Annotated in this window: 29 protein-coding genes; all 29 read left to right on the forward strand. The window is 41.6% G+C overall.

Going from position 1 to position 24,546, the window contains the following annotated elements:
• The first annotated feature begins 12 nt into the window (after window positions 1-12).
• The 29 genes from NYE56_RS08285 to cdsA all read left to right on the forward strand — a co-directional run bounded on the left by NYE56_RS08285 (window position 13) and on the right by cdsA (window position 24,544).
• On the forward strand, window positions 13-1,476 hold the full coding sequence (locus tag NYE56_RS08285; protein WP_341283702.1) for a flagellar hook-length control protein FliK: 1,464 nt from the start codon (window positions 13-15) through the stop codon (window positions 1,474-1,476).
• The gene (gene flgD, locus NYE56_RS08290) at window positions 1,473-1,895 is read left to right on the forward strand and encodes a flagellar hook assembly protein FlgD (protein WP_069840323.1); all 423 of its coding nucleotides are present in this window, start codon (window positions 1,473-1,475) and stop codon (window positions 1,893-1,895) included. The genes NYE56_RS08285 and flgD overlap by 4 nt, the downstream gene beginning before the upstream one ends.
• A gap of 21 nt (window positions 1,896-1,916) precedes the next feature.
• Window positions 1,917-2,711 carry a flagellar basal body rod protein FlgG gene (gene flgG, locus NYE56_RS08295; protein WP_014476809.1) on the forward strand — a complete coding sequence of 265 codons (795 nt, stop codon included), beginning with the start codon at window positions 1,917-1,919 and terminating at the stop codon, window positions 2,709-2,711.
• Between the two features lie 39 nt (window positions 2,712-2,750).
• Window positions 2,751-2,966 carry a swarming motility protein SwrD gene (swrD, locus tag NYE56_RS08300; protein ID WP_003231966.1) on the forward strand — a complete coding sequence of 72 codons (216 nt, stop codon included), beginning with the start codon at window positions 2,751-2,753 and terminating at the stop codon, window positions 2,964-2,966.
• Entirely contained in the window at window positions 2,963-3,385 is a 423-nt protein-coding gene (gene fliL / locus NYE56_RS08305) for a flagellar basal body-associated protein FliL (protein WP_064671382.1), read from the forward strand. Before swrD ends, fliL begins: the two co-directional genes overlap by 4 nt.
• A gap of 33 nt (window positions 3,386-3,418) precedes the next feature.
• A complete protein-coding gene (fliM, locus tag NYE56_RS08310; RefSeq protein WP_003220879.1) occupies window positions 3,419-4,417 on the forward strand; it encodes a flagellar motor switch protein FliM in 999 nt (332 codons plus the stop codon).
• Entirely contained in the window at window positions 4,407-5,543 is a 1,137-nt protein-coding gene (fliY, locus tag NYE56_RS08315) for a flagellar motor switch phosphatase FliY (RefSeq protein ID WP_014479788.1), read from the forward strand. The genes fliM and fliY overlap by 11 nt, the downstream gene beginning before the upstream one ends.
• A gap of 25 nt (window positions 5,544-5,568) precedes the next feature.
• Window positions 5,569-5,931 (forward strand): chemotaxis protein CheY, encoded by a 363-nt coding sequence (cheY, locus tag NYE56_RS08320; protein ID WP_014476812.1) that lies wholly within the window; start codon window positions 5,569-5,571, stop codon window positions 5,929-5,931.
• A gap of 14 nt (window positions 5,932-5,945) precedes the next feature.
• The gene (gene fliZ, locus NYE56_RS08325; RefSeq protein ID WP_341283703.1) at window positions 5,946-6,605 is read left to right on the forward strand and encodes a flagella biosynthesis regulatory protein FliZ; all 660 of its coding nucleotides are present in this window, start codon (window positions 5,946-5,948) and stop codon (window positions 6,603-6,605) included.
• Window positions 6,598-7,263 carry a flagellar type III secretion system pore protein FliP gene (gene fliP / locus NYE56_RS08330; protein WP_003245692.1) on the forward strand — a complete coding sequence of 222 codons (666 nt, stop codon included), beginning with the start codon at window positions 6,598-6,600 and terminating at the stop codon, window positions 7,261-7,263. Before fliZ ends, fliP begins: the two co-directional genes overlap by 8 nt.
• Window positions 7,264-7,277: 14 nt before the next feature.
• On the forward strand, window positions 7,278-7,547 hold the full coding sequence (gene fliQ / locus NYE56_RS08335) for a flagellar biosynthesis protein FliQ (protein WP_003220888.1): 270 nt from the start codon (window positions 7,278-7,280) through the stop codon (window positions 7,545-7,547).
• A gap of 7 nt (window positions 7,548-7,554) precedes the next feature.
• Window positions 7,555-8,334, forward strand: coding sequence for a flagellar biosynthetic protein FliR (fliR, locus tag NYE56_RS08340; RefSeq protein WP_251187117.1), 780 nt, complete (start codon window positions 7,555-7,557; stop codon window positions 8,332-8,334).
• Window positions 8,334-9,416 carry a flagellar biosynthesis protein FlhB gene (gene flhB, locus NYE56_RS08345; protein ID WP_003231949.1) on the forward strand — a complete coding sequence of 361 codons (1,083 nt, stop codon included), beginning with the start codon at window positions 8,334-8,336 and terminating at the stop codon, window positions 9,414-9,416. The genes fliR and flhB overlap by 1 nt, the downstream gene beginning before the upstream one ends.
• Before the next feature lie 32 nt (window positions 9,417-9,448).
• Window positions 9,449-11,482, forward strand: coding sequence for a flagellar biosynthesis protein FlhA (flhA, locus tag NYE56_RS08350; protein WP_003231947.1), 2,034 nt, complete (start codon window positions 9,449-9,451; stop codon window positions 11,480-11,482).
• On the forward strand, window positions 11,482-12,582 hold the full coding sequence (gene flhF, locus NYE56_RS08355; protein ID WP_341283704.1) for a flagellar biosynthesis protein FlhF: 1,101 nt from the start codon (window positions 11,482-11,484) through the stop codon (window positions 12,580-12,582). Before flhA ends, flhF begins: the two co-directional genes overlap by 1 nt.
• On the forward strand, window positions 12,573-13,469 hold the full coding sequence (gene flhG / locus NYE56_RS08360; RefSeq protein WP_341283705.1) for a flagellum location/number ATPase FlhG: 897 nt from the start codon (window positions 12,573-12,575) through the stop codon (window positions 13,467-13,469). The genes flhF and flhG overlap by 10 nt, the downstream gene beginning before the upstream one ends.
• 1 nt (window position 13,470) lies before the next feature.
• Window positions 13,471-14,544 carry a protein-glutamate O-methylesterase CheB gene (gene cheB / locus NYE56_RS08365; protein WP_341283706.1) on the forward strand — a complete coding sequence of 358 codons (1,074 nt, stop codon included), beginning with the start codon at window positions 13,471-13,473 and terminating at the stop codon, window positions 14,542-14,544.
• Between the two features lie 5 nt (window positions 14,545-14,549).
• Window positions 14,550-16,568, forward strand: a complete 2,019-nt coding sequence (gene cheA / locus NYE56_RS08370; RefSeq protein WP_341283707.1) for a chemotaxis protein CheA — start codon at window positions 14,550-14,552, stop codon at window positions 16,566-16,568.
• 21 nt (window positions 16,569-16,589) lie between these two features.
• The gene (gene cheW, locus NYE56_RS08375) at window positions 16,590-17,060 is read left to right on the forward strand and encodes a chemotaxis protein CheW (protein WP_003231938.1); all 471 of its coding nucleotides are present in this window, start codon (window positions 16,590-16,592) and stop codon (window positions 17,058-17,060) included.
• Window positions 17,061-17,078: 18 nt separating this feature from the next.
• On the forward strand, window positions 17,079-17,708 hold the full coding sequence (gene cheC / locus NYE56_RS08380) for a CheY-P phosphatase CheC (RefSeq protein ID WP_003231935.1): 630 nt from the start codon (window positions 17,079-17,081) through the stop codon (window positions 17,706-17,708).
• Window positions 17,705-18,205, forward strand: a complete 501-nt coding sequence (gene cheD / locus NYE56_RS08385; RefSeq protein WP_268555210.1) for a chemoreceptor glutamine deamidase CheD — start codon at window positions 17,705-17,707, stop codon at window positions 18,203-18,205. Before cheC ends, cheD begins: the two co-directional genes overlap by 4 nt.
• Window positions 18,206-18,227: 22 nt before the next feature.
• Window positions 18,228-18,992, forward strand: a complete 765-nt coding sequence (gene sigD / locus NYE56_RS08390; RefSeq protein ID WP_003220911.1) for an RNA polymerase sigma-28 factor SigD — start codon at window positions 18,228-18,230, stop codon at window positions 18,990-18,992.
• A gap of 28 nt (window positions 18,993-19,020) precedes the next feature.
• Window positions 19,021-19,524, forward strand: a complete 504-nt coding sequence (swrB, locus tag NYE56_RS08395; RefSeq protein WP_341283708.1) for a swarming motility protein SwrB — start codon at window positions 19,021-19,023, stop codon at window positions 19,522-19,524.
• 143 nt (window positions 19,525-19,667) lie between these two features.
• Window positions 19,668-20,408 carry a 30S ribosomal protein S2 gene (gene rpsB / locus NYE56_RS08400; RefSeq protein ID WP_003220918.1) on the forward strand — a complete coding sequence of 247 codons (741 nt, stop codon included), beginning with the start codon at window positions 19,668-19,670 and terminating at the stop codon, window positions 20,406-20,408.
• Between the two features lie 101 nt (window positions 20,409-20,509).
• The gene (tsf, locus tag NYE56_RS08405; RefSeq protein ID WP_003231929.1) at window positions 20,510-21,391 is read left to right on the forward strand and encodes a translation elongation factor Ts; all 882 of its coding nucleotides are present in this window, start codon (window positions 20,510-20,512) and stop codon (window positions 21,389-21,391) included.
• Window positions 21,392-21,536: 145 nt separating this feature from the next.
• Window positions 21,537-22,259 carry a UMP kinase gene (gene pyrH, locus NYE56_RS08410; RefSeq protein ID WP_003220923.1) on the forward strand — a complete coding sequence of 241 codons (723 nt, stop codon included), beginning with the start codon at window positions 21,537-21,539 and terminating at the stop codon, window positions 22,257-22,259.
• A 1-nt stretch (window position 22,260) separates the two neighbouring features.
• Window positions 22,261-22,818, forward strand: a complete 558-nt coding sequence (gene frr, locus NYE56_RS08415; protein WP_003231927.1) for a ribosome recycling factor — start codon at window positions 22,261-22,263, stop codon at window positions 22,816-22,818.
• A gap of 130 nt (window positions 22,819-22,948) precedes the next feature.
• Window positions 22,949-23,731 carry an isoprenyl transferase gene (locus NYE56_RS08420; protein ID WP_003231925.1) on the forward strand — a complete coding sequence of 261 codons (783 nt, stop codon included), beginning with the start codon at window positions 22,949-22,951 and terminating at the stop codon, window positions 23,729-23,731.
• A gap of 3 nt (window positions 23,732-23,734) precedes the next feature.
• Entirely contained in the window at window positions 23,735-24,544 is an 810-nt protein-coding gene (gene cdsA / locus NYE56_RS08425; RefSeq protein WP_003231924.1) for a phosphatidate cytidylyltransferase, read from the forward strand.
• Window positions 24,545-24,546 lie beyond the last annotated feature (2 nt).

The following is a 24,546-nucleotide window of genomic DNA, read 5'->3' on the forward strand; positions in this document are numbered from 1 at the left end:
GGGGAATGAAAGGTGAAGCTGCTTGAATTAGCCGGACCTTTGCTGCAAACCACAACGGGTTCTGCCGCTAAAAACATGAAAAGTAGCCAGGGAGTTTTTCAAAACTGGCTTATGTCTGAGGCTGGATTGAAGGAACTTTCAGAACAAGGAAAGGGAACTCCTAATTCCGAAGATCAGCTTTTAGCAGATGCGCTTAAAAAGATCGGTGAATGGCTAAATGCAAGTCCTGAAGATCAAGACAAACAAAATGCGGATCTTTTGCAAACATTAAGCAAACTGACAGGGAAGCAATTGGATGCGAATGTTCTGCAAATGTTGCAAGTTCTTTTGCAAGCAGTTGAATCAAAAATGTCAGGCGGGACGGATCAATTGCTCACAGAAACGGAGAAAATCTTTTCAGAAGCTAAAACGGCTCTGAGTGCCAATGATTCTGCTTCTGACATTAATGGAGCACTGAAGTCTGATACAGAGCAATCAAATCAGGAAAATGAAGTATCCGAGCCTGCTAAAGAGCTTATCTATATCCAGATGTTCATTAGCCAGCTCGTAGAAGGGAATAAGCTGACTGATCGCGGGAATGGCAATGAAGCTCATGCCATTTACCAAAATGGAGATCAATTCCTTTCTGCATTAGAAAAGAAGGGTGTATCTCAAAAACTAATTCAGGATCTTAAACAGCAAATATTCACTAAAGCTGAGTCAAGTTCAAAACTTTACTCGATGACAGCGTCAGAGCTGAAAAGTTTTCAAAGCTTAATGGATCAAATGTCTATGCTTCCTCAAAAAGGGACCAAAGAATGGAGTTTAGCTGAAAGCCAGCTGAAAGCCTTCTTGTTATCGAAATCATCCGAATCATCACAAGACTTTGGGAAGCGTGTTCTCACACCGCTCTCGCAGAGTTCATCCAGCAAAAATGCATCGGATGTTTCTGGAAGTATTCAGCCTGTAGATAGTAAATCAGGACTCCAAATGCTGTTTTCGGGGTATCGGAGCATAGGAGGAGTACAAACACTTGATCTGCAGCAGATGTCATCTGATATACCAAATGCCGAAACAAAAACGGTGGCTGATCAAGTGATTAATGCGTGGAAGCAGATGAAATATACGCCTTTCGGCAGATCGACGGGAAGTTTCACTATTCGGCTGAACCCTGAACATTTAGGATTTGTCACAATCAAGCTGACAAATGAAAATGGAATGTTTCAGAGTAAAATCATTGCATCTAGCCAATCAGCAAAAGAATTGCTTGAACAGCATCTTCCACAGCTGAAGCAATCATTGCCGAATATGGCCGTTCAAATTGACCGTTTTACTCTTCCGGTCCAAAGCGGGGATCAGCCGATATACGGCCAGCTTGCTGATGAACAGAAACAGCAGCAAGAGGGGCAGAGACAGCAAAGACAGAAAAAGCAATCAAATGATTTTGGCGATCTGCTCGATGAAGTGTCGATGGTTGAAATGGAGGAGGAAGAATGACTTCTATAAGTTCAGAATATAAACTGCCTGAAAAAACGAACACCGTGTCGACGAACAACAGCAGCTTGGGGAAAGACGAGTTTTTAAAAATATTAATGACTCAAGTTCAAAACCAAGATCCGCTTAACCCGGTTGACGATAAAGAATTTATCAGCCAGATGGCGACTTTTTCAAGCTTGGAGCAAATGATGAATCTGAATACGACAATGACTCAATTCGTTGAAAACCAAGATCCGTTTACAACGTATGTTGATTGGATGGGAAAAGAAGTATCTTGGACTGATGGTAAAAGTGCAACAGATAAAACAGGCACAGTAAGCTCTGTTAAACATTCTAAAGGAAATTATTATCTCGTTCTGGATGATGGGACCGAGATCAGTCCTGCGAATGTCATGTCTGTGGGACAATCATCTAAATAAAAACATCTGGGGGAATATATTATGTTACGTTCACTTTATTCTGGAATCAGCGGTATGAAAAACTTTCAAACAAAGCTTGATGTTATCGGCAATAACATTGCCAACGTAAATACAGTAGGATTCAAAAAGAGCCGTGTGACCTTTAAAGATATGGTGAGTCAAACGATTGCCGGCGGTTCTGCTGCTGGTGCAACAATCGGCGGAACAAACTCTAAGCAAATCGGTTTAGGTTCATCATCTGGCACAATTGATACAATTCATTCAACAAGCGCGACACAAAGCACAGGAAGAACACTTGATTTAGCAATCGATGGCGATGGCTATTTTCGAATTGATACAGGCGCCGGAACAGCTTATACAAGAGCTGGAAACTTCTATTTAGATAACACCGGAACATTGGTTACAGGTGATGGCTACCATGTACTAAATATGAATGGCGGAACAATTAAAATTCCTACTGATGCACAAAGCTTCACTATCGGTTCTGATGGTAAGGTATCGATCGTTGATGCCGGTGGTCAATCACAAGACGGCGGACAAATCGGGATTGTGACTTTTGCCAACAGTGACGGATTGGATAAAATCGGGAGCAACTTATACCGTGAATCTTTAAACTCTGGTACGGCCAGTGCAGCGAACCAGCCCGGTGATGGCGGAACAGGTTCCCTTAAAGTAGGATTTCTCGAAATGTCTAACGTTGATTTAACTGACGAATTTACTGAAATGATCGTAGCCCAGCGCGGATTCCAATCAAACTCAAAAATTATTACAACATCTGATGAAATCCTTCAAGAACTGGTTAACCTTAAACGTTAAGGAGGGAGGGGAGGCGAGTAATCGCTTCTCCGCTGTTTTATGATTAAAGTAACCCGTTTGAACGGGCAGCCCTTTACACTGAATGCGCTATTTATTGAACAGATTGAATGTTTTCCGGATACTACAATTACTCTGTCAAATGGTAAGAAGTTTGTAGTAAAAGAAGATGAAGAAGCTGTTCTGGAAAAGATCGCAGCTTTCTACCGAAAAATACAAATATTTGCAATGGATCAAGGAATAGAGGAACCGGAATGAAGAAAAAGTTAATGATCATCTTACTAATTATTCTTATCGTAATTGGTGCTCTCGGGGCGGCGGCTTATTTTGTTTTAGGCGGAAAGTCCGAAAATAGTGAAGCGAAAAAAAGTATTGATGAAATCGTTGCGTCTTCTGTTGATGTAGAAGAGATCACAACAAATTTAAAGTCTGATAACATTATCCGTCTTGCTATTAAACTTGAAACTGATTCTGATAAATCAAAAGAAGAACTTGAGAAACGTGATTTCCAAGTGAAAGACGCTGTTATATCACTGCTGGCTGATACGAATGCTGATCAGATTGAGGGAGACAAGGGAAAAGAAACCTTTAAGAAGGAACTAAAAGATAAAATAAATAGCTACCTCCAAGAAGGAAAAGTAGAAAAAGTGTATATTACCTCCTTTAATCTGCAATAAAGCATAATTTGACAGAATACGGAGGTGAGGAAAATGTCAGGAGAAGTTCTCTCCCAAAATGAAATAGATGCACTGCTTTCTGCAATATCAACTGGTGAAATGGACGCTGAAGAGCTGAAAAAAGAAGAAAAAGAGAAGAAAGTAAAGGTTTATGATTTCAAACGTGCGCTGCGGTTTTCTAAGGATCAGATCCGCAGTTTAACGAGAATTCATGACAATTTTGCAAGACTTCTTACCACTCATTTTTCTGCTCAGCTCAGAACCTATATTCACATATCTGTCAGTTCTGTTGACCAGGTCCCGTATGAGGAATTTATCAGATCGATTCCAAACATGACGATTCTAAATCTATTTGATGTTCATCCGATGGAAGGAAGAATTATGATGGAGGTCAACCCCACGATAGCTTATACGATGATGGATCGGGTCATGGGCGGGATTGGAATCAGTCATAACAAGGTTGACAGTTTGACAGAAATTGAAACAAAAATCATTTCTAATTTATTTGAAAATGCACTGGGTAATTATAAAGAAGCTTGGCAGTCAATTGCTGATATTGAACCGGAAATGACTGAGTTTGAAGTGAATCCGCAATTTGTTCAGATGGTATCTCCTAATGAAACAGTCGTGGTAATCTCGCTCAATACTCAAATTGGTGAAATCAGCGGTGTCATTAATCTCTGTATCCCGCATATTGTACTCGAGCCGCTCATACCGAAGCTTTCAGTCCACTATTGGATGCAATCAGACCGAAATGAGCCAAAGCCTGAGGAAACAAAGTCGCTTGAAAAACGTATCATGACAGCACAAATACCTGTCGTGGCCGAGCTCGGCACATCTGAACTGACGATAGAAGAGTTTTTAAGTTTAGAAGTCGGAGACTGCATAACTTTGGACAAATCAGTCACGGATCCTCTTACTGTATTGGTCGGAGATAAGCCGAAATTTTTAGGACAAGCCGGCCGGGTGAATCGAAAACAGGCAGTGCAAATTTTAGATCACGACATAAGAGGTGAACAAGATGGAGAATAATAGATTATCTCAAGATGAGATTGACGCGCTTCTTAACGGTACTGGCAGCACGCTTGATGAGCCAGAGGTTCCGGAAGTAGATGACTTATCGGAAATGGAGCGTGATGCGATCGGTGAAATCGGTAATATTTCATTCGGCAGTTCTGCGACAGCACTGTCAACGCTTTTAAATCAAAAGGTCGATATTACGACTCCAAGCGTAACGGTCATTCCAAGAAGTAAAATCAGCGATGCGTTTCCTGAACCGTATGTAGCGATTGAAGTGAATTATACGGAGGGCTTCAGCGGAAGCAACCTGTTAGTCGTGGAACAAAGTGACGCGGCGATCATTGCTGACTTAATGATCGGGGGAGACGGAAAAGGTGCGGACCCTTCACTGGGTGAAATCCATTTAAGTGCGGTTCAAGAAGCAATGAACCAAATGATGGGATCGGCTGCCACATCAATGTCTACTGTATTCAGTAAAAAAATTGATATTTCACCTCCTCGGGTTGAATTGCTGGATGTTACTGAAGAAAAGGGTACAGACCGTATTCCTGATGATGAAATGCTGGTGAAAGTTTCTTTCAACTTAAAGGTGGGAGAATTAATAGACTCCAGCATTATGCAGCTTTACCCATTGACATTTGCGAAAGATTTAATTTCAAGCCTTATGAACTCAGAAAGTGCAGAGGAAGAAGAAACGGTGCAGCCTGAAGTTACATACGAACAGCCGAAAGAGCCTGTGACGCCAGAGCCGCGTATTGAACCGAAGCAACAGCAGCAGCCGCCAAAAAGGCAGGGAACAGCAAAAAAAGCAGCGCCAGTTCAGGTTTCACCGGTGGAATTTTCCGCGTTTGATCCAAACGAAGCTGTACAAGCCCCTATTCATAATCTGGATATGCTTTTGGATATCCCACTTTCGATTACTGTTGAGCTTGGCAGAACGAAGAGAAGCGTAAAAGAGATTTTAGAGCTTTCTGCCGGAAGTATTATCGAGCTTGATAAATTAGCCGGTGAGCCTGTAGATATTTTAGTTAATCAGCGTATCGTTGCCAAAGGCGAGGTGGTTGTCATTGAAGAGAACTTCGGAGTAAGAGTCACTGACATTTTAAGCCAGGCAGAGCGCATTAATAATTTAAAATAACGAAACACAAGGAGAGAGATAGATTATGGCACATAGAATTTTAATTGTAGATGACGCAGCATTTATGCGAATGATGATTAAAGATATTTTGGTGAAAAATGGTTTTGAAGTTGTGGCGGAAGCTGAAAATGGAGCACAAGCGGTAGAGAAATATAAAGAGCATTCACCTGACCTTGTTACTATGGATATCACGATGCCAGAAATGGATGGTATTACAGCATTAAAAGAAATTAAACAAATTGATGCGCAGGCAAGAATCATCATGTGTTCTGCTATGGGACAGCAATCAATGGTTATTGATGCCATTCAGGCCGGCGCTAAGGATTTCATTGTGAAACCTTTCCAGGCTGACCGTGTGCTTGAAGCAATCAACAAAACATTAAGTTAAAGGGTGTACGACTGTTGAAAAAGAGTCAATATTTTATGGTTTTTATTTGTTTTTTCGTTTTATTCAGTGTACATCCGATTGCTGCTGCCGCGGCAGACTCTGATAATTCAACTGTAAACGAATGGTTTCAAAAAAAAGATGAAAAAACTGCAGATCAATCAGAGCAAAAGAAAGAAAAAACAACAAAAACTGCTGATGAGACGGAGGGAGCGGCTGCTCCTTCTGTCTCAGCTTTTGATTTTGTAAAGATGATTTTCGCTTTACTGTTTGTTATCGCGCTGATTTACGGGCTGGTTAAGCTCATGAACAAAAGAAATCGGCTCCTAAAGCCTTTTCAATATGTTGAAAATATTGGCGGCACATCGGTCGGCCAGAACAGATCCATACAATTGATCAAGGTCGGGAAAAGTGTGCTCGTCGTCGGTGTAGGAGAGACGATCCAGCTGCTGAAAGAAATTGAGGATGAAAAAGAGATTGAAGTCATTCTCAGTCAGCATGAAGAGGCAATGTCAAGCAAAATAGAGTGGCAAAAGTTTGTGAAGCCGCTTAAGAGTTCTGAACATCAGCCGCAGCAAAAACTGCCTTCATTTTCAAAAGCATTAAAAGAGCAACTTGAAGAGTTAAAACAAAACCGTTCTGAAGGAAAGAAGAAAGGCCCACGTCATCATGAATGAGTTTATAAATATTTTCAGTTCAAGCGATCCGGAAAACGTAAGTTCAACTGTTAAATTACTATTATTGTTAACTGTATTTTCAGTGGCGCCTGGAATATTGATTCTTATGACTTGTTTTACTCGCATCGTCATTGTTCTGTCATTTGTCAGAACTTCACTTGCGACGCAATCTATGCCCCCAAACCAGGTTCTTATCGGGCTTGCGCTGTTTTTAACATTTTTTATTATGGCTCCTACTTTTTCAGAAATTAATAAAGAAGCGCTGACCCCATTAATGGACAACAAAATCAGCTTGGATGAAGCGTATACGAAAGCTGAGGAACCGATTAAAGAATTTATGAGTAAACACACAAGGCAGAAGGATCTGGCGCTGTTTATGAATTACGCGAAAATGGATAAACCTGAATCATTAAAGGATATTCCGTTAACAACAATGGTTCCGGCTTTTGCCATATCGGAGCTTAAAACAGCATTTCAAATAGGTTTTATGATTTTTATCCCTTTTTTAATTATAGATATGGTAGTGGCGAGCGTCTTGATGTCAATGGGAATGATGATGCTGCCTCCAGTTATGATTTCTCTGCCCTTTAAAATATTACTTTTTGTTTTGGTAGACGGCTGGTATTTAATTGTGAAATCTTTGCTTCAGAGCTTTTAGGGTAGGTGCTAAACGTGAGTTCAGAATTTGTAATTTCTATGGCGGAAAAAGCCGTATACGTAACGCTGATGATCAGCGGGCCATTATTGGCTATTGCTTTACTGGTCGGTTTAATTGTCAGCATATTTCAGGCGACAACTCAAATCCAGGAACAGACTTTGGCGTTTATTCCGAAAATCGTGGCGGTTCTCCTGGCTCTCATTTTTTTTGGTCCGTGGATGCTGTCGACGATTCTTTCATTTACAACAGAGCTGTTTTCTAATTTAAATCGTTTTGCAGGGTAATGTAGAGATGAATTCAATTATTGACTTATTTCCTGCTTTTTTATTGGTTTTTATTAGAATCTCTGCTTTTTTTGTAACGATTCCGCTATTTGGACATCGAAATGTGCCGGCTGTTCATCGCATAGGTTTTGCTTTTTTTCTTGCGGTCATTTGTTTCAGCACCATTGATAAACCGCCCTCTTTGGAGATAGATGAGCACTATATGCTCTTGGCGTTTAAAGAAGCTTTGGTCGGCCTATGTCTGGGTTTAATTGCTTATATGATGATTGCCGCAGTGCAGATTGCCGGCTCGTTTATTGATTTTCAAATGGGGTTTTCAATAGCAAACGTTATTGATCCGCAAACCGGTGCACAAAGTCCGTTGATTGGCCAGTTTATCTATACGATGGCACTTTTGTTTATGCTGAGTGTCAATGCCCACCATTTGCTGCTGGACGGTATTTACTACAGCTTTCAGTATATTTCAGTTGATCAGGCATTTCCGAATTTCGGCGATGAAAAGTTTGCCTATTTGATCGCGAAAAGCTTTAATGCAATGTTTATTATCGCTTTTCAAATGTCAGCGCCGGTTGTGGCCAGTTTGTTTCTAGTTGATTTAGCATTAGGTATCGTGGCTCGAACTGTTCCGCAGTTAAATGTATTTGTGGTCGGTCTGCCTTTAAAGATCGCTGTCAGTTTCATCATGCTCATTGTATGTATGTCCGTTATCTTCGTCGTTGTCCGGAATGTTTTCAGTTTAACGATTGAAACGATGCGGAATCTTTTAGCATTGGTCGGTGTTTCTTAATGAAGCTTAGAGTTGACCTGCAGTTTTTTGCGGGAGAGAAGACAGAAAAAGCCACTCCGAAAAAACGGAAGGATACGCGAAAAAAAGGGCAAGTAGCCAAAAGCTCTGATGTAAATACCGCCGTTTCTTTACTGGTAATATTCCTTTCGCTTATTGCAATCGGTCCATATATGAGAGACAGGCTGCTGTCATTCATAGAAACATTTTATACCGAATCGCTCACAATGAAGCTCTCAGAATCAAATGTGCATACATTGTTTGTCAGCTTATTAAAGGATATGGGCATGATACTCGCACCGATTTTGCTTGTTGCTCTTGTTGCAGGAGTAGTAAGCAACTATATGCAGGTTGGGTTCTTATTTTCTGCTGAAGTGATACAGCCTAAGCTTGAAAAACTGGATCCGATCAAAGGCTTTAAACGAATATACAGTATGAGGGCGATTGTAGAGCTGATTAAATCAATTTTGAAAATCGTAGTCGTTGGTTTTGCGGCTTTTGCTGTGCTTTGGCTGCATTATGGAGAAATTCTCCGGCTTCCTCTCCTGACACCCGAAGAGGCACTTTCTTTCGTTTCAAAACTCACTTTGTGGATGGGACTAAGCGGTGCAGGTGCATTGTTGATTCTTGCGGGTCTCGACTATTTATATCAGAGGTTTGACTATGAGAAAAATATCAAAATGTCAAAACAAGATATAAAAGATGAGTACAAAAAATCTGAAGGGGACCCGATTATCAAGTCTAAGATTAAACAAAGACAGCGGGAAATGGCGATGAGGCGGATGATGCAGGAAGTTCCAAAAGCAGATGTCATTATCACAAACCCGACTCACTATGCGATTGCTTTGAAATATGATGAAGAAAAAATGGACGCACCTTATATTGTTGCAAAAGGCGTCGACCACCTTGCGTTAAAAATCAGGAAAATTGCTAAAGAGCATGATGTCATGATGGTAGAAAACAGACCGCTTGCCCGTGCGTTATATGATCAGGTAGAAATTGACCAGGCAGTGCCGGAAGAATTTTTTAAAGTTTTAGCAGAAATTCTGGCTTACGTATATAAAACAAAACAAAAAGTATATTGAATTTTTCGATTTAAAAGGAGAGAAAAAACAGCATGTCAACAAGAGATTTATCCGTTTTAATAAGTGTTGTCCTCATTGTGGCGATGCTGGTGATTCCATTTCCTCCATGGCTGTTAAGTATTTTGATCATTATTAATATTTCTCTTGCGTTGATCGTGCTTCTCACCACAATGAATATGCAGGAAGCGCTTCAGTTTTCAATTTTTCCGTCACTGTTGCTGCTTTTGACCCTATTTCGTTTGGGCTTGAACGTCTCAACTACCCGTTCAATTCTTTCACACGGTGAGGGAGGGAAAGTCGTCGAGACTTTCGGAAATTTCGTTGTCGGCGGAAATGTATTAGTTGGACTCGTTGTATTTATCATCCTTATTATTATTCAGTTTATCGTCATTACAAAAGGTGCTGAACGTGTTTCCGAGGTTGCAGCAAGGTTTACGCTGGACGCAATGCCTGGGAAGCAGATGAGTATTGATGCTGATTTAAACGCAGGGATGATTACCGAACAGGAAGCGAAGCATCGCCGCGAAAAAGTGGCAAGAGAAGCAGACTTTTATGGAGCAATGGACGGTGCCAGTAAATTTGTAAAAGGTGACGCCATTGCCGGAATCATCATTGTGATGATCAATATTATTTTCGGAATCGTGATCGGAATGCTTCAGCAGGGCATGTCCATTCAAGAGGCTGCTTCACACTTTACGATGCTGACTGTAGGGGATGGAATTGTTTCGCAAATCCCGGCACTGTTAATTTCTACGGCTACGGGTATTGTGGTCACAAGAGCTGCCTCTGAAGGAAACTTAGGGCATGACATTACAGGCCAGCTGTTTGCGTATCCAAAGCTTTTATACGTCGCAGCAGCTACGATAATGCTTTTAGGTATTTTCACTCCGATCGGCATCCTTCTGACGGGGCCGCTTGCGGGATTGCTTGCTTTTGGCGCATATACACTATCTAAATCAGGTAAGGAAAAAGAAGAAGTGGATGAGATTCTTGAGGAAGAGGCTGAGGTGGACGAGCTTAAAAGCCCTGAAAGTGTTGTTCAGCTTCTGCATATAGATCCGATAGAATTTGAGTTTGGATATGGCCTGATACCGCTTGCTGATGCCAATCAAGGCGGTGATTTATTAGACCGAATTGTTATGATACGCCGTCAGTTGGCTTTGGAACTCGGGCTTGTCATTCCTGTCGTGCGAATCAGAGATAATATAGCGTTGCAGCCTAATGAATACCGATTGAAAATTAAAGGAAACGAAGTAGCAAAAGGCGAGCTGTTGCTTGATCATTATTTAGCGATGTCGCCTACTCCTGAGGACGATCTCATTGAAGGGATTGAAACAGTGGAGCCTTCATTCGGTCTACCGGCTAAATGGATTAGCGAAGCGGTAAAGGATGAAGCCGACATGCTTGGTTATACAGTAGTTGATCCTGCATCAGTCGTTTCAACGCATATTACGGAGAAAATTAAGCAGCATGCCCACGAATTGATCGGAAGGCAGGAGACAAAACAGCTGATCGATCACTTGAAAGAATCGTATCCAGTCCTGGTTGAAGAGGTTACGCCGAATCCATTGTCTGTCGGTGATATTCAGAAAGTGCTTGCTAAGCTTTTAAAAGAAAAAGTTTCAATTCGAAACTTAGTAACGATTTTTGAAACACTTGCTGACTATGGGAAATTAACAACAGATTCTGATCTCTTGACAGAGTATACAAGACAAGCGCTTGCTAAACAAATTACAGCCCAGTTTGCCAAAGAAAATGAAGTATTGAAGGTTGTTACTTGTTCGGGCCGTGTAGAAAAAGCAATAGCAGACGGTGTGCAGCAGACGGAACACGGGAACTATTTATCACTTGAACCAGATATTTCAGAAAGTATAGTGCGCTCTGTCGCCAAAGAAGCTGAACAGCTCTCATTACGTCAGGAAACCGCGATTCTTCTTTGCTCGCCGCCTGTCAGAATGTATGTGAAGCAGCTTCTGGAACGGTACTTCCCTGATCTTCCGGTACTCTCTTATAACGAACTTGAGGCGAATGTTGAGGTACAAAGCATTGGAGTGGTGGATATTTAATGAAAATAAAAAAATTTACTGCTGCTTCAATGCAAGAAGCGGCACTTCTCATCAGAAAAGAGTTAGGTAATGAAGCGGTCATATTAAATTCGAAAAAAATTAAAAAGCGAAAATGGTTTGGCCTCATCAACAAGCCTGCTGTTGAAGTAATCGCCGTATTGGATCAGGACTTTCTTGAGAAAAAAACGCCTCAGAAGGCAGCTGAACCGAAACAAACATTAAAAAAACCGGTCAGCAGTCCGAAAATAGAGGAGAGAACATATCCCCCTCAAATTCCGGCGCAACAGGAGCTAGGTGATTTTTCAGCATATCAATCTGTACTTCCTGAGCCGCTGCGAAAAGCAGAAAAGCTTTTGCAAGAAACAGGGATCAAAGAGTCTACGAAAACGAACACTCTGAAAAAATTGCTTCGCTTCTCTGTTGAAGCAGGCGGCTTGACTGAAGAAAATGTTGTCGGCAAACTTCAGGAAATACTATGCGATATGCTGCCCTCAGCAGACAAGTGGCAGGAGCCAATTCATTCAAAATATATCGTTCTCTTTGGTTCAACAGGGGCTGGTAAAACAACTACACTGGCTAAACTCGCAGCCATATCTATGCTTGAAAAACATAAAAAAATCGCTTTTATTACAACAGATACGTATCGTATTGCAGCTGTTGAACAGTTGAAAACATACGCTGAACTGCTGCAGGCTCCTCTGGAAGTTTGTTATACAAAAGAAGAATTTCAGCAGGCGAAGGAGTTATTTTCTGAGTATGATCATGTGTTTGTTGATACAGCCGGAAGAAACTTCAAGAACCCGCAATACATTGATGAACTGAAAGAAACGATTCCTTTTGAGAGCAGCATTCAGTCATTTCTAGTTTTACCCGCGACTGCAAAATATGAAGATATGAAGCATATTGTCAAACGGTTTTCATCTGTCCCTGTCAATCAGTTTATTTTTACGAAAATAGATGAAACGACTTCCTTAGGTTCTGTATTTAATATACTGGCAGAATCAAAAATAGGTGTCGGGTTTATGACTAACGGCCAGAATGTGCCTGAGGATATACAGACTGTATCTCCACTTGGTTTTGTGAGGATGCTGTGCAGATGAACAGATATGACCAAGCAGCAACTTTACGGGCGAAAATGGCAAAACGTGAGCGCGTTTTGCCAATGGTTTATTCACAAAAAGCGAAGACACTTGCTGTCATCAGCGGCAAGGGCGGTGTCGGAAAATCCAATATTACCTTAAATATGGCACTTGCGCTGCAGGATAAAGGTAAGAAGGTGCTGCTCATCGACCTTGATATCGGGATGGGGAACATTGATATATTAATGGGAAATTCATCGTCTGCCACGATAATTGATGTTTTAACCGATCGTAAGCCTTTGCTCCAGTCATTATCCATTGGCCCAAAGGGTTTGCGGTATATATCAGGGGGAACCGGTCTTGATGTGATGTTTCAGCTCGATCAGAGAAAATGGACGTTTTTTGCCAATGAACTTTCTCATGCATTAAGCCAGTTCGATTATGTGCTGTTTGATATGGGAGCGGGCTTATCAAAAGATCAACTGCCTTTTATTTTATCAGCAGAAGATATTTTGATTATAACAACTCCCGAGCCGACGGCCATTATGGACGCATACAGCGCTGTCAAGCACTTGGTTTTGACAGAAAATAAGCTTTCAATGAAGGTGGCTGTCAATCGGTGCCGTGACCAAAAGGAAGGGCTTGACGCTTTTGCCCGCCTCTCCCGTACAATTCATATGTTTTTGGATGTTCAGGTTCAGTTTGCCGGTTCCGTTTCTGACGATGTGATCGTGAGCAAAGCGGTTGTCGAACAGGTTCCTTTTTTCATAAAAAGCCCTCAGGCAAAAGCCAGCCGGTCAGTCTGTATTTTAGCGGACGCCTTGTTTGAAAGAGAAGAAACGAGACACAAAGAAGACAAACAGACATTTATTGAGAAATTATCTTCTTTTTTAATGAGGAGGGCTTAATTTGATTCGTGTGCTTGTAGTTGATGATTCAGCTTTTATGAGAAAAATGATAAGTGATTTTCTGACCGAGGAAAAGCAGATAGAAGTAATCGGAACTGCGAGAAACGGAGAAGAAGCGCTTAAGAAGATTGAATTATTAAAACCGGATGTTATTACTCTTGATGTTGAAATGCCGGTCATGAATGGGACAGATACGCTCCGCAAAATTATTGAGATTTATAACTTGCCGGTCATTATGGTGTCTAGCCAGACCGAGAAAGGTAAAGAATGCACAATTAATTGTTTGGAGATCGGTGCCTTTGACTTTATCACAAAGCCATCAGGCTCAATATCTCTGGATCTATACAAAATTAAAGAACAATTAGTTGAGCGTGTCGTCGCGGCAGGACTTTCCGGCAAGCGGAAACGTCCTGTTTCCCAGACAGTTCGGCCCGAACCTATTGTGCGTGCTGTCGCTAAGCCTGAATTAAGCAAACCGAAACCTGGCACGGGCAGACAAATTGTGTGTATCGGCACATCAACAGGCGGTCCACGGGCGTTACAAAAGGTGATACCGAAGCTCCCTAAGGATTTGAACGCACCAGTGGTTGTCGTTCAGCACATGCCTGAAGGGTTTACTGCTTCTTTGGCTGATCGGCTGAATCATTTATCTGACATTCAGGTAAAAGAAGCAAAAGATGGTGAAGCAGCTCTTAACGGCTGTGTTTACATAGCACCGGGCGGAAAAAACATATCCGTTATTAAAAACAGCGAAGGACTCCAGATTGTGCTTGATAACCATGACACACCAAGCCGTCATAAACCATCTGCTGATTATTTATTCCGTTCTGTCGGGAAACTGACAGATTATGAAAAAGTAGCGGTTATCATGACCGGAATGGGCAGTGACGGCACTGCTGGGCTAAAGGACATGCTAACAGCCGGCAATGTGAAAGCCATTGCGGAGTCTGAAGAATCTTGTGTCGTATACGGGATGCCAAAAGCTGCTGTTAAAGCGGGTCTCATTCATGAGATTAAACATGTGGAAGATATCGCAGCATCCATCACAAGCTGTGTGAAAAAAGAGAGGGTGTGATTCAAATGGATATGAATCAGTATTTAGATGTCTTTATTGATGAGAGTAAAGAACATTTACAAACATGTAATGAAAAGCTTCTTCTTTTAGAGAAAGACCCGACTGATCTTCAGCTCGTACATGATATATTCAGGGCTGCCCATACATTAAAAGGAATGAGCGCAACGATGGGCTACACGGATTTAGCACATCTTACCCATCTGCTTGAAAACGTGCTGGATGCAATCCGAAACGGAGACATGGAAGTCACCTCAGACTGGCTGGATATTTTGTTTGAAGCTCTGGATCACCTGGAAGCAATGGTTCAGTCTATTATTGATGGCGGGGATGGTAAAAGAGATATTTCAGAAGTGAGTGCCAAGCTTGATGTGAATGGTGCGCACGCTGAATCCGCCGCCTCCGCGGAACCTGCAGAAGCACAGAGTTCAGCATCTGATTGGGAATATGATGAATTTGAACGCACAGTTATACAAGAAGCGGAGGAGCAAGGCTTCAAACGATATGAAATCAAGATTTCTCTGAACGAAAACTGTATGTTAAAAGCAGTTCGTGTCTATATGGTGTTTGAAAAACTAAATGAAGTCGGAGAAGTAGCCAAAACAATTCCAAGTGCTGAAGTGCTTGAAACAGAAGATTTTGGAACTGACTTTCAAGTTTGTTTCTTAACACATCAATCAGCGGAAGACATTGAACAATTAATCAATGGCGTGTCGGAAATTGAGCATGTTGAAGTCATTCAAGGGGCTCCTTTAACATCTGCTGAAAAGCCTGAAGAATCTAAGCAAGAAGATTCACCAGCAGCAGCTGTACCTGCGAAGCAGGAGAAACAAAAACAGACTGCTAAAAACGATGAACAGGCGAAGCATTCAGCCGGCGGATCTAAAACAATTCGTGTCAACATTGACAGGCTTGATTCTTTAATGAACTTATTTGAAGAGCTTGTCATTGACCGCGGGCGGCTCGAGCAGATTGCGAAAGAGCTTGAGCACAATGAACTGACTGAAACGGTTGAACGAATGACGAGAATTTCCGGAGATTTGCAATCGATTATTCTGAATATGAGAATGGTCCCGGTTGAAACCGTTTTTAACAGATTCCCGAGAATGATTCGCCAGCTTCAGAAAGAGCTGAATAAAAAAATTGAACTCTCGATCATCGGTGCGGAAACTGAACTGGATCGTACAGTAATTGATGAAATCGGAGATCCACTCGTTCACTTGATCAGAAACAGTATTGACCATGGTATCGAGGCGCCGGAAACACGTTTGCAAAAGGGAAAACCGGAATCAGGAAAAGTTGTGCTTAAAGCTTATCACAGCGGCAACCATGTCTTTATCGAAGTAGAGGATGACGGCGCAGGCCTTAATCGCAAAAAAATTCTGGAAAAAGCGCTTGAGCGCGGGGTCATAACGGAAAAAGAAGCTGAAACCTTAGAAGACAACCAAATTTACGAATTGATTTTTGCTCCGGGGTTCTCAACTGCTGACCAAATTTCTGATATTTCCGGCCGCGGTGTAGGACTTGACGTTGTAAAAAACAAACTGGAGTCTCTTGGCGGTTCAGTCAGTGTGAAATCAGCCGAGGGTCAAGGCTCTCTATTCAGCATCCAGCTGCCGCTTACCTTGTCTATTATTTCAGTTCTGCTGATTAAGTTGGAAGAAGAGACATTTGCCATTCCGATTTCTTCAATCATTGAGACAGCAGTTATTGACAGAAAAGACATTTTGCAAACGCATGACCGTGAAGTGATTGACTTTAGAGGGCATATTGTCCCTGTCGTTTATTTAAAAGAAGAGTTTAAAATAGAAGATACAAGAAAAGATGCGGAACAGCTCCATATCATTGTCGTGAAAAAAGGCGACAAACCTACTGCATTTGTGGTGGACTCCTTTATTGGCCAGCAGGAAGTTGTGCTGAAATCACTCGGAGATTATTTAACAAACGTCTTTGCAATTTCCGGAGCTACTATTTTAGGAGACGGAGAAGTAGCGCTCATTATTGATTGTAATGCACTGATTATTTAACCATTCGAGGAGGTGTCTCACATGACTGCAGAAATTAAAACAGGCGAAAAAATGATAGTCTTTATGGTAAATGGCAAAGAATATGCCATTTCCGTCACTCAGGTGAAATCAATTGAAAAATGGCAAAAGCCAACGAGGGTACCTGGCGTCGAACCGTATATTTGCGGGGTAATCAATTTACGCGGGGTGGTGACTCCGGTTATTGATTTAAGAAAACGCCTGAATTTGCCAGAGTATGAAATTACCGATGAAACACGAATTATCATTATTGCTTATCGTGATATTGAAGTCGGCTGGATTGTGGATGAAGCGAATGATGTGATTACCGTACACGAAAGTGAAATAGAATCTGCTCCAGAAGGCGTTCAGAAAGATACGGATGTGTCGATCGAACAGATTGTGAAACAAGAGAACAGACTCTTAAATATTATTGATGCGAACGCGGTTTTGGATAAAGAATCATCTCAGTCCGCTGTGCCCGATCAAGCTTAATCTTAAAGGGGTTATGACATGAGTATTTTTAATGGAATCAAAGAAGAGCAGATGGACATTTTGCGGGAAGTCGGCAATATAGGCGCCGGCCACTCCGCCTCTGCAATGGCCCAGCTGTTAAATAGAAAGATAGATATGGAAGTCCCATTTGCAAAGCTGCTGTCTTTTGATGAGCTTGTTGATTTTTTCGGCGGCGCCGATGTCCCGGTTGCCAGCATCTTTTTAAGAATGGAAGGCGATTTAACGGGTTCAATGTTCTTTATAATGCCTTTTTTTCAGGCGGAGCAGTTTATCAGAGAGCTGATTGGAAACCCCGATTTTGACATAGAGGACTTAGGTGAAGACCACATGAGCTCATCCGCTTTGCATGAACTGGGCAATATTTTAGCGGGGTCATATTTAACCGCTTTGGCAGATTTGACGAAACTCCAGCTCTATCCAAGTGTTCCTGAAGTCTCATTGGACATGTTCGGAGCTGTGATCAGCGAAGGGCTGATGGAGCTCAGTCAGGTTGGAGAACACGCCATTGTTGTCGACACGTCAATTTTTGACCAAAGCCATCAGCAGGAGCTGAAAGCGCATATGTTTATGCTGCCGGACTATGATTCATTTGAAAAGCTCTTTGTCGCCTTAGGTGCATCATTATGAGTACAACTGAGGCTGTTGTTATAAAGGTTGGGATTGCTGACGTGAAGATCGCCCGCTTCCCGGATACCATTCGGACCTCTGGGTTGGGCTCATGTGTGGGGCTGGTGCTTTATGATAAAGAAAAGCAAACGGCGGGTCTTGTTCATGTCATGCTTCCGGATTCGACGTTATCGAAAACTGTCGAGCTCAACCGGGCTAAGTACGCTGACACCGCCGTAAAGACCACGATTGATATGCTGATAGAAGCGGGATGCCGGAAATTTGCATTAAAAGCAAAGCTGGCCGGCGGATCAGAGATGTTTAAATTTAAATCGACAAATGATTTGATGAAGATCGGACCGAGAAATGTATTAGCGATAAAAGAACAGCTGTCTTTATTTAATATTCCTATTATTAGTGAAGATACGGGCGGCTCAAGCGGCCGGACGATAGAATTTGAACCGAAGTCCTGCATGCTGCATATTCGAACTGTTAAACAAGGTGAAAAAACGATTTAATTAAGGTATTAGGGGGATAACAATGCAATCCTTGAATTATGAAGATCAGGTGCTTTGGACGCGCTGGAAAGAGTGGAAAGATCCTAAAGCCGGTGACGACTTAATGCGCCGTTACATGCCGCTTGTCACATATCATGTAGGCAGAATTTCTGTCGGGCTGCCGAAATCAGTGCATAAAGACGATCTTATGAGCCTTGGTATGCTTGGTTTATATGATGCCCTTGAAAAATTTGACCCCAGCCGGGACTTAAAATTTGATACCTACGCCTCGTTTAGAATTCGCGGCGCAATCATAGACGGGCTTCGCAAAGAAGATTGGCTGCCCAGAACCTCGCGCGAAAAAACAAAGAAGGTTGAAGCGGCAATTGAAAAGCTTGAACAGCGGTATCTTCGGAATGTATCGCCCGCGGAAATTGCAGAGGAACTCGGAATGACGGTACAGGATGTCGTGTCAACAATGAATGAAGGTTTTTTTGCAAATCTGCTGTCAATTGATGAAAAGCTCCATGATCAAGATGACGGGGAAAACATTCAAGTCATGATCAGAGATGACAAAAATGTTCCGCCTGAAGAAAAGATTATGAAGGATGAACTGATTGCACAGCTTGCGGAAAAAATTCACGAACTCTCTGAAAAAGAACAGCTGGTTGTCAGTTTGTTCTACAAAGAGGAGTTGACACTGACAGAAATCGGACAAGTATTAAATCTTTCTACGTCCCGCATATCTCAGATCCATTCAAAGGCATTATTTAAATTAAAGAATCTGCTGGAAAAAGTGATACAATAATGAATTTCATGGTTAGCGAGTGAAAAACATGTCAACACTATTATGGCTTTTAAGCTTTACGCTCCACGGCGTTCTTCTGTACGCTGTCATTATCCTGTATACGAGGCTCGCTGCAGTGAAAGAAACAGAAAAACAGCAAAAACAGATACTTGAAGAGACGGAAAACACCTTGGCGGCATTTCTGCTTGAATTAAAAGAAGAAAATGAGAAACTGATAGAATATAAAGCTTCACCTGCAAGTCAATCCGATGAAGAATCCCAAAAGCCAGGCCTTCAGCACTCTGAAACATATCAAGAGCGGGATCCAGTTCAAGAGGCAGAGAATCTTCCTGAACATATTGAAGGTCTGATTACAGAGGTTGACCGTCGGGAAGAGATCGTAAACAGTGAGGTCCAATCATTTGAAGACCAGGTCATAGAATTATATGAACAGGGATATTCGGCAAGTCAAATTGCCCAGAAAATGAAGAGCGGAAAGACAGAAATCGAGCTATTTTTAAAATTTCGCTCCAAAGGTGTAAAGGATTCTTGATTGTCGGATAAAGCTGTGTTATATTATGTCTTGGTGTTAAATACACACGCTTAACGATTTATGCAGAGGGTGCTGCAGGCGGCAGTTCTGCACAAAAATGACCTAAGCGGAGGAAAAAAACCATTATATTAGGAGGAAATAACATGTCAGTCATTTCTATGAAGCAATTGCTTGAAGCTGGTGTTCACTTCGGTCACCAAACACGCCGTTGGAACCCAAAAATGAAGCGTTACATTTTCACGGAGCGTAACGGAATCTACATCATTGACCTTCAAAAAACAGTCAAAAAAGTAGAGGAAGCTTACAACTTCACTAAAAATCTTGCTGCTGAAGGCGGAAAAATCCTTTTCGTCGGAACAAAAAAACAAGCTCAAGATTCTGTTAAAGAAGAAGCTCAACGCTCTGGCATGTACTATGTCAACCAACGCTGGTTGGGCGGTACATTAACAAACTTTGAAACAATCCAAAAACGTATTAAACGTCTTAAAGACATTGAAAAAATGCAAGAAAACGGTACGTTTGATGTACTTCCTAAAAAAGAAGTCGTTCAATTGAAAAAAGAATTAGAGCGTCTTGAAAAATTCCTAGGCGGAATTAAAGATATGAAGGATCTTCCTGATGCATTATTCATCATCGATCCTCGCAAAGAGCGCATCGCTGTTGCGGAAGCTCGCAAATTAAACATCCCTATCATCGGTATCGTAGATACTAACTGTGATCCAGATGAAATCGATGTTGTTATCCCAGCGAACGATGACGCTATCCGCGCTGTTAAACTTCTAACTTCTAAAATGGCAGATGCAATCTTAGAAGCGAAGCAAGGCGAAGAAGAAGCGGAAGTTGCTGAAGAAACTGCACCAGAAACAGAAACAACAACTGCGTAACCTATTCAAAAGGTGATAAGAGGGACTGCCTTTTATCACCTTTTTTCAAGAAAAATGTGTAATATACATACTCTTGTTTAAACATATAAGGAGGAATACAAATGGCAATTACTGCACAGCAAGTAAAAGAACTGCGTGAAAAAACTGGCGCGGGCATGATGGATTGTAAAAAAGCGTTAACTGAAACTGACGGAGATATGGACAAAGCAATTGACCTTTTAAGAGAAAAAGGGATTGCAAAAGCAGCGAAAAAAGCTGACCGTATCGCAGCAGAAGGTTCTACTCTTATTAAAACTGACGGCAACAAAGGCGTTATCCTAGAAGTAAACTCTGAAACTGATTTCGTTGCGAAAAACGAAGGTTTTAAAGAGCTTCTTAACACTTTAGCTGACCACCTTCTTGCAAACACGCCAGCTGATGTTGAAGAAGCAATGGGCCAAAAAATGGAAAATGGCTCAACTGTTGAAGAGTACATCACAAGCGCAGTTGCTAAAATCGGTGAGAAAATCACTCTTCGCCGCTTTACAGTTCTTACAAAAGACGACAGCTCTGCATTCGGTGCGTACCTTCACATGGGCGGCCGCATCGGTGTATTAACTGTTCTCAACGGTACAACTGATGAAGAAACTGCGAAAGATATCGCAATGCACGTTGCTGCAGTTAACCCTCGTTACATTTCTCGTGATCAAGTATCTGAAGAAGAAACAAATCATGAGCGTCAAATCTTAACTCAGCAAGCCCTCCAAGAAGGCAAACCTGAAAACATCGTAGCGAAAATGGTTGAAGGCCGTCTGAACAAATTCTTCGAAGAAATTTGTCTATTAGACCAAGCGTTCGTTAAAAACCCAGATGAAAAAGTGAAACAAGTTATTGCAGCGAAAAACGCTACTGTTCAAACTTTTGTCCGCTATGAAGTTGGAGAAGGCATCGAAAAACGTCAAGAAAACTTTGCTGAAGAAGTAATGAACCAAGTGAAAAAATAATGGTGAAAAGATTTCGCGGCTAAGTCGCGTCTTTTCAGGCAGTATAGGGGACACATTTTGTGTTCCCTATTTTTAAAACTATATTTACAAACCTTTTTTTCTCTTGCATAATAGAAAACGGCAATGTTTACACTTGGAGGTTATCATGGAAAAACCAAAATACAAACGTATCGTATTAAAGCTTAGCGGGGAAGCATTGGCAGGAGAACAGGGAAATGGAATTAACCCGACTGTCATTCAATCCATTGCAAAGCAAGTGAAAGAAATCGCTGAGCTTGAAGTCGAAGTGGCTGTTGTAGTAGGCGGCGGCAACTTATGGCGCGGAAAAACAGGAAGTGACCTGGGCATGGACCGCGCGACTGCTGACTATATGGGAATGCTGGCGACAGTAATGAATTCGCTTGCTCTGCAAGACAGCTTGGAAACACTCGGAATCCAGTCCAGAGTGCAAACATCCATTGAAATGAGACAAGTTGCTGAACCGTACATAAGAAGAAAAGCGATACGCCACTTAGAGAAAAAACGTGTCGTTATTTTTGCTGCGGGCACAGGAAACCCATATTTCTCAACTGATACGACAGCTGCACTGCGGGCTGCTGAAATTGAGGCAGACGTTATTTTAATGGCTAAAAATAACGTTGACGGTGTGTATAATGCTGATCCTAGAAAAGATGAATCAGCTGTTAAGTATGAATCACTTTCTTATCTTGACGTTCTTAAAGACGGCCTGGAAGTCATGGATTCAACAGCTTCCTCTTTATGCATGGACAATGACATTCCGCTTATCGTCTTTTCTATTATGGAAGAAGGAAATATCAAACGTGCCGTTATCGGTGAATCAATCGGAACGATCGTGAGGGGGAAATAACGTGTCAAAAGAAGTATTAACTCAAACAAAAGAAAAAATGGAAAAAGCAATTGCTGCTTATCAGCGCGAATTGGCTACTGTACGCGCAGGCCGTGCAAATCCATCATTATTAGATAAAGTAACGGTTGAATATTACGGAGCGCAGACACCTTTAAATCAGTTGTCTTCTATTAACGTGCCTGAAGCTCGTATGCTCGTTATCACACCATACGACAAAACAGCAATCGGCGATATCGAAAAAGCGATTTTAAAAGCTGATTTAGGTCTTACACCAACAAGTGACGGCAATATGATTCGAATTGCAATTCCGGCACTAACAGAAGAGAGACGGAAAGAATTAGTGAAAGTTGTAAAAAAATATGCTGAAGAAGCAAAAGTAGCTGTTCGTAACGTTCGCCGTGATGCTAACGATGATCTCAAAAAACTTGAGAAAAACGGAGACATTACTGAGGATGAACTGCGTGCTTCCACTGAAGACGTTCAAAAACTGACAGATGAATATGTGTCAAAAATTGACAGTGTCACAAAAGACAAAGAAAAAGAAATCATGGAAGTTTAATGAAAAACTATGTACAATAGATAATAGTGAAAAGACCCTCTCATGTTTACAGGGGGTTTTTTTGTTAATACTGTTGATTACATTGATTATCAGCAGGGAATGTAACCTTTTTGGGTGACGGAGGAATCTCATGCTCAACATACTCAAAAATTGGAAGAATCAGCAAACTGCGGCTTCCAACTTAGAACGTTATACAAAAGAAGACATACTTAAGGGAGAAATTCCCGAACACATCGCCATTATCATGGATGGAAATGGCCGTTGGGCTAAAAAACGCTCTCTTCCCAGAATTGCAGGCCACCATGAAGGGATGAAGGTGGTAAAAAGGACCACGAAGCTCGCAAACGAATTAGGTGTCAAAGTACTGACATTGTATGCATTTTCAACAGAAAACTGGAAAAGACCGAAAATGGAAGTCGATTTTTTAATGAAGCTTCCGGAAGAATTTTTGAATACGTATCTTCCAGAGCTTGTTGAGGAAAATGTACAGGTTCGGATCATTGGGGATGAAACGGCTTTGCCGGCGCACACATTACGTGCGATTGAAAAAGCTGTACAGGACACGGCGCAAAACGACGGAATGATCCTTAATTTTGCTCTTAACTATGGAGGCCGTACTGAAATTGTCAGTGCTGCAAAATCACTCGCGGAAAAAGTGAAGGAAGGCTCTTTGAATATTGAAGACATTGATGAATCGCTTTTTTCTACTTATTTGATGACTGAATCTTTGCAGGATCCTGAACTTTTAATTCGAACGAGCGGCGAGATAAGGCTGAGTAATTTTATGCTATGGCAGGTTGCCTACAGTGAATTTGTCTTTACTGACGTCTTGTGGCCTGACTTTAAAGAAGATCACTTCTTGCAGGCGTTAGGAGAGTTTCAGCAGAGAGGCCGGAGGTTTGGCGGAATTTAGAGGATGGTGGACATGAAACAAAGAATTTTGACAGGTGTTCTGGCAGCAATTGTATTTTTATTTTTGGTTATTGTCGGGAAATTGCCGTTCACCATATTAATTTATGCTATGGGCAGTGTGGCGCTTTTTGAACTTTTACGGATGAAAAAGCTGAAGCTGGTTTCACTGCCGGGTTTGATCGGTCTTTTATTATTGTGGATGTTCTTATTGCCAAGCCAGTATTCGTTTTTTGAAGCGGACGGGATTTCCAAAATGGAAATCGCTTTATTTGCGGTACTGCTATTGCTGACTTACACAGTGTTGGTCAAGAACACCTTTACTTTTGATGAAGTCGGGTTTATTACGCTTGCAGCAATTTACATCGGAATGTGTTTTCATTATTTTATCGAAATCAGAAATCTTGACCAATACGGATTAACATACATTTTTTATGCGTGTGTTGTCATTTGGTCCACCGATTCCGGTGCCTATTTTGTCGGTAAATCGCTTGGGAAGCGGAAACTGTGGCCTGAAATCAGTCCGAATAAAACAGTGGAAGGGTTTGCAGGCGGAATTGTCATCGCACTTGTATTGGCGACGATTTTTCAGCTTGTTGCACAACTTCCAATCCCATATATCTATCTGCTGTTGATCACGCTGTTTTTGTCTGTTTTCGGACAACTTGGAGATTTAGTGGAATCCGCCTTGAAAAGACATTACGATGTAAAGGATTCGGGGAATATTCTTCCCGGGCATGGCGGTATATTAGACCGTTTTGACAGTTTCTTGTTTGTCATGCCTTTCTTGTACTTTCTGCTTGCCCTTTTTTCATAAAA

Origin of the sequence: Bacillus sp. FSL R5-0603, from assembly GCF_038050295.1 — a bacterium.
In the GTDB taxonomy this organism is placed as follows: domain Bacteria; phylum Bacillota; class Bacilli; order Bacillales; family Bacillaceae; genus Bacillus; species Bacillus subtilis.

Bases quoted from the DNA above. Each gene is read 5' to 3' on its own strand.
- flgD (WP_069840323.1), top strand. From the start codon at position 1,473: ATGACTTCTATAAGTTCAGAATATAAACTGCCTGAAAAAACGAACACC.
- flgG (WP_014476809.1), top strand. From the start codon at position 1,917: ATGTTACGTTCACTTTATTCTGGAATCAGCGGTATGAAAAACTTTCAA.
- swrD (WP_003231966.1), top strand. From the start codon at position 2,751: ATGATTAAAGTAACCCGTTTGAACGGGCAGCCCTTTACACTGAATGCG.
- fliL (WP_064671382.1), top strand. From the start codon at position 2,963: ATGAAGAAAAAGTTAATGATCATCTTACTAATTATTCTTATCGTAATT.
- fliM (WP_003220879.1), top strand. From the start codon at position 3,419: ATGTCAGGAGAAGTTCTCTCCCAAAATGAAATAGATGCACTGCTTTCT.
- fliY (WP_014479788.1), top strand. From the start codon at position 4,407: ATGGAGAATAATAGATTATCTCAAGATGAGATTGACGCGCTTCTTAAC.
- cheY (WP_014476812.1), top strand. From the start codon at position 5,569: ATGGCACATAGAATTTTAATTGTAGATGACGCAGCATTTATGCGAATG.
- fliP (WP_003245692.1), top strand. From the start codon at position 6,598: ATGAATGAGTTTATAAATATTTTCAGTTCAAGCGATCCGGAAAACGTA.
- fliR (WP_251187117.1), top strand. From the start codon at position 7,555: ATGAATTCAATTATTGACTTATTTCCTGCTTTTTTATTGGTTTTTATT.
- flhB (WP_003231949.1), top strand. From the start codon at position 8,334: ATGAAGCTTAGAGTTGACCTGCAGTTTTTTGCGGGAGAGAAGACAGAA.
- flhA (WP_003231947.1), top strand. From the start codon at position 9,449: ATGTCAACAAGAGATTTATCCGTTTTAATAAGTGTTGTCCTCATTGTG.
- flhF (WP_341283704.1), top strand. From the start codon at position 11,482: ATGAAAATAAAAAAATTTACTGCTGCTTCAATGCAAGAAGCGGCACTT.
- cheA (WP_341283707.1), top strand. From the start codon at position 14,550: ATGGATATGAATCAGTATTTAGATGTCTTTATTGATGAGAGTAAAGAA.
- cheW (WP_003231938.1), top strand. From the start codon at position 16,590: ATGACTGCAGAAATTAAAACAGGCGAAAAAATGATAGTCTTTATGGTA.
- cheC (WP_003231935.1), top strand. From the start codon at position 17,079: ATGAGTATTTTTAATGGAATCAAAGAAGAGCAGATGGACATTTTGCGG.
- cheD (WP_268555210.1), top strand. From the start codon at position 17,705: ATGAGTACAACTGAGGCTGTTGTTATAAAGGTTGGGATTGCTGACGTG.
- sigD (WP_003220911.1), top strand. From the start codon at position 18,228: ATGCAATCCTTGAATTATGAAGATCAGGTGCTTTGGACGCGCTGGAAA.
- swrB (WP_341283708.1), top strand. From the start codon at position 19,021: ATGTCAACACTATTATGGCTTTTAAGCTTTACGCTCCACGGCGTTCTT.
- rpsB (WP_003220918.1), top strand. From the start codon at position 19,668: ATGTCAGTCATTTCTATGAAGCAATTGCTTGAAGCTGGTGTTCACTTC.
- tsf (WP_003231929.1), top strand. From the start codon at position 20,510: ATGGCAATTACTGCACAGCAAGTAAAAGAACTGCGTGAAAAAACTGGC.
- pyrH (WP_003220923.1), top strand. From the start codon at position 21,537: ATGGAAAAACCAAAATACAAACGTATCGTATTAAAGCTTAGCGGGGAA.
- NYE56_RS08420 (WP_003231925.1), top strand. From the start codon at position 22,949: ATGCTCAACATACTCAAAAATTGGAAGAATCAGCAAACTGCGGCTTCC.
- cdsA (WP_003231924.1), top strand. From the start codon at position 23,735: ATGGTGGACATGAAACAAAGAATTTTGACAGGTGTTCTGGCAGCAATT.